Consider the following 12,138-nt stretch of genomic DNA (forward strand, 5'->3'; position numbering starts at 1 on the left):
ACAGATACCTGCTTTTCAGAAATTGACCGGAATAGTTACGAGGCGGTTAACTCATCGAGGGGATCACCGGCGCCGCCGTGCCGGGATATTTGCGTGACGGATTGAACACCGACACACCGATTTGACCGGATGATCGCGCTGGCACGATCATCTTCGCTGTCATCGCGCCTGTTCGAATCCCGCCAGTGTTGCCGTGAGATTCGCGCCGAGAATGTCCGACAAATATCCGCCCTCCTGCACCAACACCGTCGGCAGTCCCAGGCGCGCGATCGCCTGGCCGATGCGGCGGAATCCGTCCGTGGTCACCGCCAGGCCCGCCAACGGATCATGCTCCGACGCATCGAGCCCAAGCGCGACCACCAGCGCGCCCGGCGCGAAAGCCTCGATCATCCCTTTCGCTGCGCCGAACGCCTGCAGGTAGCCATCATCGCCGGTGCCGATCGGCAAGGGGATATTGAGATTGGCGCCGAGGCCTGCGCCTGCGCCGCGCTCATGGGCATAGCCCCAAACGAAGGGATAGAACGAGGCCGGATCGGCATGGATCGAAACCGTCAGGACATCGCCCCGCTCGTAGAAAATACCCTGCGTGCCGTTGCCGTGGTGCACGTCGACATCGAGGATCGCCACCCGCTCATGCCTGAGCCGCAGATGCGCCGCCGCGACCGCGCTGTTGTTGAGGAAGCAAAACCCACCTGCCAAGTCACGATAGGCGTGGTGGCCCGGAGGACGACAGAGCGCGTAGGCCGCGTCTTCGCCGTCCAGGACCAGTTGCGCCGCGGTCGCTGCCACGTCCGTCGCGGCACAGGCCGCGGCCCAGGTGCCGGGCCCGATCGGACAGGCCGTGTCGACGGTATGCCAGCCGAGACGGCCCACGATGTGCGCAGGGTAAGTCCCGGCGTTGCGGACCGGGTGCATGTTGGCGATCATTTCCGCGCCCGCATCGCCGAGCGCCGACCAGGCGTCCCACGCCTCCGCAAGAAAGCCGAGATATTCGGCGCTGTGCACTCTGGCACGCGGCCCCTGTCCGAACACGGTCGGTTCAATCAGTTGATGCTTGCCCGCTTTCAGTCCCGCCAGCAGCCGGTCCGCGCGCTCCGGCTGCTCGGTGGTGCGCCTCACAACGCCGCGAACCAGGAAGAATTGCGGATCGTGGCTGCGATGCAGTTCGGTATGGACAGCTTTCACGCAACGGCTCCCGACGACTTGAAAAAACGAGTTGTTCTTGCAGCGAAGATAGCCCAATCGGGTCGTTCTCAAAGCGATAATCGAATTGCCCCAAACCCACTTCTCGGCTGGATCAACCAAATATTCCGCGCGTCGGCGGTTGAATTTTGCTCGGCCGTTCGAAACGCGAATTGACTCCATTATTTGTAGTATGTACTATAATAAATGTAGTAAGAACTCATCGTACGAGGCTTGCGCCGCGGCGCGAGCCGTCGAAGGGAGCCGACACCGATGACGATTGCATCCGAAAGGTACCCGGCAGGTGCCCGCGGCTTTTGGCTGGGCATGGCCGCCTATCTCGTCCCCACGTTTCCGATCGCGTTTGTCTGGCATCTCGTTCTGTTCGAGCAGAACTATCAGGCGTTGCATATCTACCGCGCCGACCCGATCATCCCGCTCGGGCTGGCTTCCATGCTGATCCAGGCGACGGTCTTTTCGTGGGTGTTTCCCCGCGTGTTTGCCTTGCATCGCGGAACGATCCTGAGAAACGGCCTGCTCTACGGGCTTGGTGCCGGCCTGTTGTCATGGTCGTTTACAACGCTGGCGGTGGCGGCCAAGCATCCGATGGCCTCGATTCCGGATTTTGTTGTGCTCGAAACCGCGTTTACGGCCGTGCAGTTCCTGATCGTGGGGCCCTTGATCGCACTTGCGCACAGAAGTTGACGCGAATGACTGACGAAACGAATTTTGCGGGATGAGCAACCTTCATTACCCGCAGTTTTGCGCGCTTGCGCGCGCCGCTGAATTGATCGGCGAACGCTGGACGCTGCTGATCATCAGGGAGCTGCTGCTGGGAGCGAAGCGGTTCGGCGACCTTCTGGACCATCTTGACGGCGTGAGCCCGACGCTGCTGACCGCGCGTCTCAACGCTTTGGTCGACAGCAACCTGGTTCGCCGGGTCACATTGCCAAGACAGGCGAATGCACAGCTTTATGAACTGACCGACATCGGCCGGGAGATCGAGCCCGCGATCCGGGAATTGATCCGCTGGGGCGGCCGCTTCCTGTTTCCTCCGGTTCCCGGAGATACGTTCGAGCCGGATTGGGTCATGCTTGGCCTCGATGCCATCGCCAGGCGCACCCCCGTTCCCGACATCGCGATCGGTCTGGTGGTGAGGCATGACAGGAAATCCGCGGCCTTTACGATTGCAGGCGGCCAGAATGGCACGACAATCCGCAAGGGCGGCACCGATTGCAAGGGGTCGCTGCAAGCGCCGTTCGACGCGGTGCTTCAGATCATCGGGATGAGCATCTCGCTCGAGGCCGCGGTGGCGTCAAAACGCGCCAGGGTCAGCGGATCGGCCGCGCTGGTTCGCAAGCTGCCGCAACTATTCGACCTGGCTGAACGCCGGCGTGGGGCGACGACGGCGATGTAGCCGGGAAGCGCGTCGTGACCATCAAGTGAACCGCGGGTCATGCTTCAGCCCGCAACAGGAGGGAGCCGTGAAAAAATTTGTTTTGCTGCATTGCGGATTCGAGAAGCCGACGCCTGAAATCATGACGGCCTGGGGCAAGTGGTTCGAGTCCATGAAAGACAACATCCTCGACATGGGTGGACACTTCAGCGGCGGCCGCGAAATCTCCAAAGCTGGGATCAGGGATTTGCCGCTGGGACAGGAATCGATCACCGGCTTTACGGTTGTGAGCGCCGATAGCCTCGAGGATGCCGAACGGATGGCACGCAGCAATCCATACATATCGAGCATCAGGGTCTATGAAATGATGTCGAAATAGGTCCGCAGAAGCAACGGGTCCGGCTGTCTGTATCGCCGGCGATGTGCCATTGTTTTGCCCCGGCGCCAACCCGGCCGGTCGGATGCGCGAGCTCCGCCCGCCGTGTTGGACTCCGGACTGGATAACGACAAAGGCAACACCATGAGCGACCTCTTCAGCAACGCCCAGCACTTGCGCAAACCCGCCTCGGTCTCCAAAGGCGGCATCGTCGCCGCGCAATCGCGCAAGGCCGCCGAGATCGGCGCTGGCGTGCTGGCGGCGGGCGGTGACTGCATCGACGCGGTGGTCGCAACGACGTTCGCGCTGGGAGTGCTGGAGCCCTGGATGAGCGGCCTCGGCGGCGGCGGGGCGATGGTGCTCTATCGCGCCCGCGAGGACCGTTATGAGGTGATCGACTACGGCATGCGCGCGCCCGGCGGCATTCGCTCCGAGGACTATCCGCTCACCGGCGCAGGCACGGCTTCCGACCTCTTCCCCTGGGCGCGGGTGAAGGACGACCGCAATCTCCACGGCCCGGGCTCGATCGCCGTGCCCGGCGTAGTGGCCGGCATGGAAGAAGCGCATCGCCGCCACGCCAGGCTGCCGTGGCGGGAACTGCTCGCGCCCAGCGTCGATCTCGCGGGCAACGGCCTCGCGGTGGATTGGTGGACTACGCTGATGATTGCAAGCTCGGCCGCGGATTTGCGGCGTTATCCCGCCAGCGCCGCCGCCTATCTCGTCGACGGCCTGCCGCCGAACGCGCCATGGGGGATCAAGGCCAGCGTGCGGCTTCCGCAGGACCGGCTCAAGGCGACGCTGTCCTATCTCGCGGCGGAAGGCGCCCGCGATTTCTACCAGGGCGATCTGGCGCGCAGCATCGCCGCCGACGTGCAGGCGGGCGGCGGCGCGCTGTCGGTCGAAGACCTTGCGTCCTTCCGCGCCCATGGGCGCGTGCCGCTGGCGATCCCTTATCGCGGCGGCAAGGTCTATGCGACGCCCGAACTCACCTGCGGGCCGACGCTGGCGCATGCCTTGCGCCTCCTGCAGCAGCGCCTGCAGCCCGGTCGCAGCGGACCGGACGCCGCGGCCTACGCGGAATATGCGCTGGCGCTGCAATCGGCCTACCGCGAACGCTTGCAGGACATGGGCGATGCCGACGGCCGGCGCGCGCTCGGCGCCGAGCATCTGGCGCCCAGCTGCACCACGCATTTCTCGGTGGTCGATCGCGAGGGCAACATGGCGGCCGTCACGCAAACCCTGCTGTCAACCTTCGGTTCGAAATTCGTGGCTCCGCAGAGCGGCATCACCATGAACAACGGCATCATGTGGTTCGATCCGATGCCCGGCGGCCCCAATTCACTCAGCCCCGGCAAACGCTGCCTGACCAATTACACGCCCGTGCTGGCCCTGGCGGCCGATGGCCGCAGACTCGCCGTCGGCGCCTCGGGCGGACGGCGCATCCTGCCGGCGGTGGCGCAGCTGTTGTCCTTCGTGATGGATTACGGCATGGACCTGGACACCGCGATGCACCAGCCGCGTATCGACGCCAGCGAGGGCGCGGTCGTGATCGGCGACGTTCGCCTGCCGGCGCCGACGCGGGACGCATTGCGGGCGCGCTTCGACTACGAAGAAGCGCGCGTGCAGACCTTTCCGATGAAGTTCGCCTGCCCAAGCGTGGTGCTGCGCGAGGGCGACACCAACAGCGGCGCCAATGAGATCGCCCAGCCCTGGGGCGACGCAGTGGCGGAGGGATAAGTGAGCGGCCCGGGCTCCTGTTAAGCTGATGTGAGTATGCCCTGCTGAAACCGTCGCGCCGGCTAAATCGTAACAGCAGTTTCGAGGGAGCCTCTTGATGCGTGCCATAGCCCTGATTGCGGTCATTCTTCTCGGCCTCGCCTCCCCTGCCCGCGCCGGCGACGGCGCGGCCGCCGCCCAAAGCGTCATCCGCTCGCAGGCCGAAGCGTTTGGCCGCGACGACGCGGCAACAGCCTATTCCTACGCGGCGCCCGCGATCCACGACATGTACCCGCGGGCCGACATCTTCATGGAGATGGTCCAGCGCAGCTTTGCCCCGGTCTATCGCCACAGGAGTTTCGAGTTCGGCGAAGTGCGGGTGGAGGGCAACTGGATCGCGCAACGCGTTCACATCGTCGACGCCAACGGCGAGGCGTGGGAGGCGCTGTATACGCTGGAGGCCCAGCCCGACGGCACTTTCAAGATCACCGGCTGTTCGCTGCTGAAAGCCGGCCAATCCGTGTAAGGCGCCTCACGCCAGCGCCAGCCGGCTCTGCGCCCGCAGCAGGAGCCCGACCATGATGGTGATGTTGAGCGCGTTCCAGGCGAGCCCGTTGATGAACGCAGCACCATAGGAGCCCGTCGCGTCGAAGATCACGCCGGACACCCAGCCGCCGAAGGACATGCCGACCACGGACGCCAGGATCACGATGCCGACGCGGGTCGCGGCTTCGCGCGCGGGCATCGATTCGCGCACGATGATGGCGTAGCTCGGCACGATGCCGCCCTGGAACAGGCCGAACATCGCCGAGATGATGTAGAGCGAGGAGAGGCTGTCGAAGAACAGATAGAACAACAGCGCAAATCCCTGCGCCACCGAGCCGATCAGAAGTGTGCGGATGCCGCCGATCTTGTCGGCGAGATAGCCCGAACCGATGCGGCTGACGATGCCGAACGCCATCATCAGGGACAGCATCTCGGCGCCGTGCACCGGGCCGTAGCCGAGGTCGCCGCAATAGGCGACGATGTGGACCTGCGGCATCGCCATCGCCACGCAGCAGGCGACGCTGGCGATGCACAACAGCGAGGTCAGCGTGTTGGTCGACAGCGCAAGATCGACCCGCGGCGGCGGCGCGTTGTCGTGATTGCGCAGCTTGGCACCGCCGATCCGGGCGCGCAGCACCAGCAGCAGCAGCGTCATCGTCACGGCGCAGAAAATGCCGGTGGCGATATGGGTGGTACGCCAGCCTACGGACTGAATCCCGAAGGTGATCAGCGGCGGCCAGATCGTGCCGGCGATATAATTGCCGCTGGCGACGATGGTGACGGCGAGCCCGCGATAGCGCTCGAACCAGTGCGAGACCTCGGCCATCAGCGGTGCGAAGGTCGCCGAGGTGCCGAGCCCGATCAGGGCATACACCGCATTGAACTGCCACAGCGTCGTCGAAAGACCGGCGAGCACGTAAGCCACGCCGAGGATGCTGATGCTGAGCGCGATCGCCGCGACGATGCCGAAGCGGTCGGTGATTCGCCCCGTCGCGACGCCGCCGAGGCCGAAACCGAGCATGGTGAGGGTAAAGGCCAGCGACACCGCGCCGCGCGTCGCGGCGAATTCCGCCTGCACCACCGGAATGGAGACCACGACCGACCACAAGCCGACGCTGCCGATCGATCCAATCGCCAGCGCCAGCACCAGCCGCACCCAGGCCAGACGGGAGTCCGGGGAGAAATCGGCCGAATCTCGGTGATCGGAGGGGGCGTGCACGGGAGGCAACTTCGACGCGTCATGCCGCAAGGTCAAGCAACATTGCCGCGATATTAGGCATGCGGAATGCGCTGCAGCAATGGCTGAAATCGTCATTCCGGGGCAGCCCGCAGGGCTGAACCCGGAACCTCGATCCAATTACTGCGAGATTCCGGGTTCGCCGCGGTTGCGGCGCCCCGGAAGGACGAACGCTCGCCCCGTTAACCCTTTGCTAACCATAAACCGGGCAAAAATTGCCGAGTGAAGTCGAGTGTCGTCAGCCGCGTAGAACGGGGGAGTACCCGTGGACGCCAGTGCGGTGCCTCACTTTCGAAACGGCGGCCCTTCGGCCGCCGCGCAGACGTTTGGCGCCCGCAACCGGCATACGCGGGGGGAAGCAGCAACGATGGTGGATGTCACGGCAGGTCTGGGCGGAAGGGCGCCGGGGACCGGATTTCCCAGCCTCAGTGAGATAGGCACCATCCTCAAGCGCGGCGATCTCGCGCTGGCGTTCGGCATCCTCACCATCCTGGTGGTGCTGATCCTTCCCCTGCCCTCGATTGTTCTCGACCTCTTCCTCGCGATCTCGATCACGCTGTCGATCCTGATCCTGATGACCTCGCTGTTCATCCAGGCGCCGCTGGAATTCTCGGCGTTCCCGACCATCCTTTTGATCTCGACCATGCTGCGGCTGTCGCTCAACCTGGCCTCGACCCGGCTGATCCTGTCGAAGGGCCATGAGGGCACCGCCGCCGCCGGCCACGTCATCGAGGCCTTCGGCAATTTCGTGATGGGCGGCAATTTCGTGATCGGAATTATCGTGTTCGCGATCCTGGTGATCGTGAACTTCGTCGTCATCACCAAGGGTTCGGGCCGCATCGCCGAAGTCGCGGCGCGCTTCCACCTCGACGCCATGCCGGGCAAGCAGATGGCGATCGATGCCGATCTCTCCGCGGGCCTGATCGACGAGAAGGTCGCCAAGGAGCGGCGCAAGGCGCTGGAAGACGAAAGCGGCTTCTTCGGCGCGATGGACGGCGCCTCGAAATTCGTCCGCGGCGACGCGGTAGCCGGGCTTCTGGTGGTCTTCATCAACATCATCGGCGGCATCATCATCGGCGTCGCCCAGCAGGGCCTCACCTTCGCCGATGCCGCCCACAGCTACACCCTGCTGACCGTCGGCGACGGCCTGGTCACGCAGATCCCGGCTCTGATTGTCTCCACCGCGGCGGGCCTGCTGGTTTCGAAAGCCGGCGTCAGCGGCGCCGCCGACAAGGCGCTGATGAAGCAGCTCTCCGGCTATCCGCAGGCGCTCGGCATGTCGGCCGGCGTAATGCTGGTGCTGGCGACGCTGCCGGGCATTCCGATGCTTCCCTTCCTCGCGCTTGGCGGCGGCGCGGCGGTGCTGGCGTGGAATGCGCACAAGCGCAAGCGCGCCACCGTGGCGGCCGATGCGGCCGCAGCGGCGGCTCCGGCGGCTGCGGCCGCGGCGGCGAGCGCCGCGGACGAGCCGATCTCGACCGCCCTGAAGATCGACGATCTCAAGATCGAGCTCGGCTATGCGCTGTTGCCGCTGGTCAACGGTCCCGACGGCACCGACCGGCTCACCGAGCAGATCAAGGCACTGCGCCGCTCGCTCGCGATCGAGATGGGCTTCGTCATGCCGGCGGTGCGCATCCTCGACAACGTGCAGCTCGAGGCCAACACCTACATCATCAAGATCAAGGAAGTGGACGCCGGCACCGGCAAGATCTGGCCGAACCAGTTCATGGTCATGGACCCCGCCGGCAACCAGGTCAGCGTTCCTGGCATTCACACCATCGAGCCGACCTTCGGGCTGCCCGCGACCTGGGTCGACGCCGCGTTGAAGGAGGAAGCCTCGCTGAAGGGCTACACCGTGGTCGATGCCGCCACCGTGCTCTCCACCCATCTCACCGAGCTGCTCAAGAACAACATGTCGGACCTGTTGTCCTATGGCGAGGTGCAGAAGCTCCTGAAGGACCTGCCGAAGGAACAGGGCGAACTGATCAAGGACATCGTGCCGAGCATGGTCACGATCTCCGGCATCCAGCGCGTACTGCAACTGTTGCTCGCCGAGCGCATCTCGATCCGCGATCTCTCGACCATTCTCGAAGGCATCGCCGACGCGCTGGCGTTCTCGCGCAACCCCGCGGCCATGGTCGAGCATGTTCGCGCCCGGCTGGCGCGGCAGATCTGCGCGCAGAACACGTCCCACAACGGCTATCTGCCGCTGATCGCATTGTCGGCAAAATGGGAGCAGGCGTTCGCGGAATCGCTGGTCGGTCAGGGCGACGACCGCTCGCTGGCGATGCAGCCTTCAAAACTGTCCGAATTCATGACGGTGGTGCGCGACCGCTTCGAGCAGGCCGCGCGCGAAGGCGAAGCGCCGGTGCTGGTGACGTCGGCGGCGATCCGCCCGTTCGTGCGTTCGCTGGTGGAGCGCTTCCGGTCGCAAACCACGGTGCTCTCGCAGGCGGAAATCCACCCGAGGGCGCGGCTGAAGACGGTCGGCAGCGTGTAGAGAAAATCACCGCGGCCGTTCAGGCCGCAGGCGCATCGTATCTGCGCTCGATATGGAAGGACTTGGCCGTAATCAGCCATAGACCATCGATGCAGTGGTACGAGAGGTAGTCGAGGTACTGCAGCGTATCGATCCTGACCCGGACCTTGACCAGCGCCTGAGCGGTCGATGCAAAATCGACCAGCAGCATTTCCTGGTGGCGCGGGGCGCACTTCGCTTTCGGCGACGGTCCCGACGCCAGTGCATTCCTGTAATCCTGCGCCGGCAACAGACGCAGATGGCCGTCGCGCAGCCCATGCAATTGAGCGCTCGGCGCGAACACCCGGTCGAAGCGCGAAACGTCGTTGTCATACATCAGGTCGAAATAGCCTTCGACGGCGGCGACGAGGGATTGGATGGTCGAAAGATCGGGCATGGATCGGTCACTCCCTGGAGGGCAAGGCGCCAGAATGGCAGCGAAGGTCGGGGCATGTCCTTGCGAAGTGTGCTAGGATGGCGCTCCTCGAGCAACGATCTGCCGTTCCAAACCGTAAAAATAAGCCGCTATGCCAAAATCCGAGATTGACGCGATCGACTGCCATATCATCACCGAACTGCAATCCGATGCCCGCCTGAGCAATGTCGAACTCGCGGACAAGGTCGGCCTGTCGCCATCGCCCTGCCTGCGCCGCGTCAAGCGCCTGGAGCAGGAAGGCTATATCCTCGGCTATCGCGCGGCTCTGCAGCGGGACCGCGTTGGCCTGGGGTTTTCGGTCTTTATCGGCGTCAAGCTCAACGGCCACGCCAACGATGGCGCCCTCGCGTTCGAGCAAGCCGTCGTCGAGATGCCGGAAGTCGTGGCGTGCCACCTCGTCTCGGGCGAGGCGGACTATTTCCTTGAAGTCGTCGTGCCCGATCTCGCCGGCTACCAGCGCTTTCTGGTGGGCAAGCTGCTCAATCTGCCGATCGTGCGCGAGGTGCGCAGCAACATCGCGATCCAGACGCTGAAGGCCGGCGCGCCGCTGCCGCTCGAACACCTCAATGCTGCGATGCGCGCAGCCGAATGACCTAGAGCTCGACGACCGGCCGGATCCGATCTTCGCATTGATGTCGCGCAATTCATGCGCGGACGGTCTGGTGCTGGCGACGCTCGAAGGAAAGCCGTTTCTGGTCGCCAACGGCGTGCAGACCGTGTCCTACGAATATCTCAACCTTGCGCAGGAAATCCCGGCGCTGAAGGCCGCCGGCGTTACCCGTTACCGGCTGTCGCCGCACAGCTGCGATATGGTGCAGGTGGCGAACACCTTTCGCGGTATCCTCGATGGTGCATTGAGCGTTGCCGAGACGTTAGGCCGCCTCGAAACGCTGCCGCTCGAGGCGCCGTTTTCGAACGGCTTCCATCACGGCCAGCCTGGCCATGGCTGAACCGTTTTGGCGGATGCGCCGGCTCACTGAAGGCAAATCACTGCCGTTTAAGCAGGTGCTTTTCCGCCACAGGCAACTAATTTGTTAACGATGGAAGGATCGTCGCCGTTTTGCGCCGCAAGATAGAAGGGATCCGTAAAAACTTATAAACCACTGTAATAATTTAAAAATTTGTCTCACCGAAGATACATCCGCGGTTGCTTGGTCGCGGATATTCAACTCTGTTCACTGCCTTGTGATCGTATCTTAGGAAACGAAGGGCGAATCCCTACGTTTCTTGACAAGAGATGTTGAACCTGCCGGCGCGCAAAGCCGACGAATCAGCGCAAAGGCAGGAAGGCGGCAGGAGACTTCCATGAACCATTCGATTTACAGCGCGGATCGCTCGACACATCTGAAGATTGTGGTCGTGGCGCTCGTCGCTGGTATCGCGGTCGCGGGCTTCGGCATCTCGGCTCGTACCGGTTCGGACGAGTACACCCAGACGGCGCGCGTCATCAAGGCCGGCAAGCCGATGGCGATCACCAGCTCGAACACGATGGTGGTGCGCTAAGCAAAAGGAATTTACGGAATTCACGCGGCTCTTTACCAGCCCCCCAAAGTCGCCTCGTGGATAATAGAAGACCCCAACTACCCCCAAGTTGACTACCGAAAACGCCCGCTCCCCACGGGCGTTTTCTTTTTGTGGGGTTTGCTTCTCGCTCGTCACAGCAACGGAAGTGCGCTCTCTCTCCCTTTCCTTTGGGAGAGGGTGAGGGGTTACCGTTCATCGACAGGGTCTGCCCCCTTACCCGAATTGCTGCGCAAATCGACCTCTCTCGCTGTGGGTGTGGGCGAGGTGAAGGAAGGCCTCAGCGGCCCTTGGTCGCCGCGGGCGCCGGCGGCGGGACGGTCTCGACCAGCTTGCCGGTATAGACCGGCGCGGAGTGCGGATTGCCATCGGGCGATCCGCCGGCCTGTTCGATCGTCACCGCATAAGTCGCGTTGTTGACGAGATCGGTGTCGTAGGCCGACAGCACCGGACGCGCGGTGAAATCGGCATTGCCGATCACGCCAAGCGAGCGCGGCTTGGGCAGCTTGTCCGAGATCAGCCAGAGCTCGAAGCTCTTGCCGGGCTCGGGCTCAGCGCCGACCTTTCGGATCGTGAAGTTCTTGGTGGCCGCGTCGACCGTCATAATGAAGGCTGGCGCGCCGCCCTCCTTTTGTAGCACCGCGACATATTGGGCCGACGCCGGCGCTGGCGCCGGCGTCGGCGGCGCCTTGACCTCGACCACCTGCGTGCGCGGTTTGGGGCGAATGGCGTCGGGCAGCAGATCCGGCTGGTAGGCACCGACCGCGAGCAGCGCCACCAGAGCGGCCGCGATCGCCGTGGTGAAGCTTGCGATATTGCGCCAGCGCCGGGCCTGCCTGGACAGGCGAATGACGTTGGAAGTGTCGACGCCGGCCGTAAGCGCAGCGAATTCGGACCCGACCGGCGGCGCCGGCGGCGGCGGAGCCTCGGGAAGCACCAGCGGCGCCTGCGGCTCGGAAACGCCGATCGCAACCTTGATCCGGTCCCAGACCTCGGGCCGCGGCTCGACGGAGCCGACCATCTGATTCAACACGCCAAGCCGGAACTCCCACGACTCGACCATCGCCGTGAAGTCCTTGTCGACGGACATCATGGCCTCGACTTGCGCCCGCTCATCGGCGTCGAGCGTGCCGAGGGCGTATTCCGCGGCGAGCGCGATATGGTCTTCACTGTAGGCCATCATCTCAAAGTCCAAGATCTTCTAAAGTCC

General features: G+C 64.0%; 13 protein-coding genes. 9 read left to right on the forward strand and 4 right to left on the reverse strand.

Annotated features, from left to right (window positions below; genetic code table 11):
- Window positions 1–159 precede the first annotated feature (159 nt).
- Window positions 160–1,185, reverse strand: a complete 1,026-nt coding sequence (locus B5525_RS03155) for a histone deacetylase family protein (protein WP_079572871.1) — start codon at window positions 1,183–1,185, stop codon at window positions 160–162.
- 270 nt (window positions 1,186–1,455) lie between these two features.
- Between B5525_RS03155 and B5525_RS03160 the strand changes: the two genes are divergently transcribed.
- The 5 genes from B5525_RS03160 (at window position 1,456) to B5525_RS03180 (ending at window position 5,196) form a co-directional block, all read left to right on the forward strand.
- A complete protein-coding gene (locus B5525_RS03160) occupies window positions 1,456–1,887 on the forward strand; it encodes a hypothetical protein (protein WP_079564612.1) in 432 nt (143 codons plus the stop codon).
- A 31-nt stretch (window positions 1,888–1,918) separates the two neighbouring features.
- On the forward strand, window positions 1,919–2,599 hold the full coding sequence (locus tag B5525_RS03165; protein ID WP_079564613.1) for a winged helix-turn-helix transcriptional regulator: 681 nt from the start codon (window positions 1,919–1,921) through the stop codon (window positions 2,597–2,599).
- A 67-nt stretch (window positions 2,600–2,666) separates the two neighbouring features.
- The gene (locus tag B5525_RS03170; protein ID WP_154073037.1) at window positions 2,667–2,957 is read left to right on the forward strand and encodes a hypothetical protein; all 291 of its coding nucleotides are present in this window, start codon (window positions 2,667–2,669) and stop codon (window positions 2,955–2,957) included.
- A 141-nt stretch (window positions 2,958–3,098) separates the two neighbouring features.
- Window positions 3,099–4,691 carry a gamma-glutamyltransferase family protein gene (locus B5525_RS03175; RefSeq protein WP_079572873.1) on the forward strand — a complete coding sequence of 531 codons (1,593 nt, stop codon included), beginning with the start codon at window positions 3,099–3,101 and terminating at the stop codon, window positions 4,689–4,691.
- 97 nt (window positions 4,692–4,788) lie between these two features.
- Complete coding sequence (locus B5525_RS03180; protein ID WP_079564616.1) at window positions 4,789–5,196, forward strand: DUF4864 domain-containing protein; 408 nt, start codon at window positions 4,789–4,791, stop codon at window positions 5,194–5,196.
- A gap of 6 nt (window positions 5,197–5,202) precedes the next feature.
- Here B5525_RS03180 and B5525_RS03185 read toward each other — a convergent pair whose 3' ends face one another.
- On the reverse strand, window positions 5,203–6,435 hold the full coding sequence (locus B5525_RS03185; protein WP_244567818.1) for an MFS transporter: 1,233 nt from the start codon (window positions 6,433–6,435) through the stop codon (window positions 5,203–5,205).
- 283 nt (window positions 6,436–6,718) lie between these two features.
- Here B5525_RS03185 and flhA point away from each other — a divergent pair, with 283 nt between their 5' ends.
- The gene (gene flhA, locus B5525_RS03190; RefSeq protein ID WP_154073038.1) at window positions 6,719–8,953 is read left to right on the forward strand and encodes a flagellar biosynthesis protein FlhA; all 2,235 of its coding nucleotides are present in this window, start codon (window positions 6,719–6,721) and stop codon (window positions 8,951–8,953) included.
- Between the two features lie 19 nt (window positions 8,954–8,972).
- Here the strand turns inward: flhA and B5525_RS03195 are convergent, their stop codons facing one another.
- Window positions 8,973–9,368 carry a nuclear transport factor 2 family protein gene (locus B5525_RS03195; RefSeq protein WP_079564620.1) on the reverse strand — a complete coding sequence of 132 codons (396 nt, stop codon included), beginning with the start codon at window positions 9,366–9,368 and terminating at the stop codon, window positions 8,973–8,975.
- Window positions 9,369–9,498: 130 nt separating this feature from the next.
- Between B5525_RS03195 and B5525_RS03200 the strand changes: the two genes are divergently transcribed.
- The 3 genes from B5525_RS03200 (at window position 9,499) to B5525_RS03210 (ending at window position 10,910) form a co-directional block, all read left to right on the forward strand.
- Window positions 9,499–9,999 carry an Lrp/AsnC family transcriptional regulator gene (locus B5525_RS03200; protein WP_079564621.1) on the forward strand — a complete coding sequence of 167 codons (501 nt, stop codon included), beginning with the start codon at window positions 9,499–9,501 and terminating at the stop codon, window positions 9,997–9,999.
- A gap of 40 nt (window positions 10,000–10,039) precedes the next feature.
- Window positions 10,040–10,357 (forward strand): hypothetical protein, encoded by a 318-nt coding sequence (locus tag B5525_RS03205; protein ID WP_154073039.1) that lies wholly within the window; start codon window positions 10,040–10,042, stop codon window positions 10,355–10,357.
- 355 nt (window positions 10,358–10,712) lie between these two features.
- Window positions 10,713–10,910 carry a hypothetical protein gene (locus tag B5525_RS03210; RefSeq protein ID WP_079564623.1) on the forward strand — a complete coding sequence of 66 codons (198 nt, stop codon included), beginning with the start codon at window positions 10,713–10,715 and terminating at the stop codon, window positions 10,908–10,910.
- Between the two features lie 298 nt (window positions 10,911–11,208).
- Here the strand turns inward: B5525_RS03210 and B5525_RS03215 are convergent, their stop codons facing one another.
- Window positions 11,209–12,108, reverse strand: coding sequence for an anti-sigma factor (locus B5525_RS03215; RefSeq protein ID WP_079572875.1), 900 nt, complete (start codon window positions 12,106–12,108; stop codon window positions 11,209–11,211).
- Window positions 12,109–12,138: the final 30 nt, after the last annotated feature.

This window comes from Bradyrhizobium erythrophlei, from assembly GCF_900129505.1.
In the GTDB taxonomy this organism is placed as follows: Bacteria; Pseudomonadota; Alphaproteobacteria; order Rhizobiales; family Xanthobacteraceae; genus Bradyrhizobium; species Bradyrhizobium erythrophlei_D.

Bases quoted from the DNA above. Each gene is read 5' to 3' on its own strand.
- B5525_RS03160 (WP_079564612.1), top strand. From the start codon at position 1,456: ATGACGATTGCATCCGAAAGGTACCCGGCAGGTGCCCGCGGCTTTTGG.
- B5525_RS03165 (WP_079564613.1), top strand. From the start codon at position 1,919: ATGAGCAACCTTCATTACCCGCAGTTTTGCGCGCTTGCGCGCGCCGCT.
- B5525_RS03175 (WP_079572873.1), top strand. From the start codon at position 3,099: ATGAGCGACCTCTTCAGCAACGCCCAGCACTTGCGCAAACCCGCCTCG.
- B5525_RS03180 (WP_079564616.1), top strand. From the start codon at position 4,789: ATGCGTGCCATAGCCCTGATTGCGGTCATTCTTCTCGGCCTCGCCTCC.
- B5525_RS03195 (WP_079564620.1), bottom strand. From the start codon at position 9,368: ATGCCCGATCTTTCGACCATCCAATCCCTCGTCGCCGCCGTCGAAGGC.
- B5525_RS03200 (WP_079564621.1), top strand. From the start codon at position 9,499: ATGCCAAAATCCGAGATTGACGCGATCGACTGCCATATCATCACCGAA.
- B5525_RS03205 (WP_154073039.1), top strand. From the start codon at position 10,040: ATGTCGCGCAATTCATGCGCGGACGGTCTGGTGCTGGCGACGCTCGAA.
- B5525_RS03210 (WP_079564623.1), top strand. From the start codon at position 10,713: ATGAACCATTCGATTTACAGCGCGGATCGCTCGACACATCTGAAGATT.
- B5525_RS03215 (WP_079572875.1), bottom strand. From the start codon at position 12,108: ATGGCCTACAGTGAAGACCATATCGCGCTCGCCGCGGAATACGCCCTC.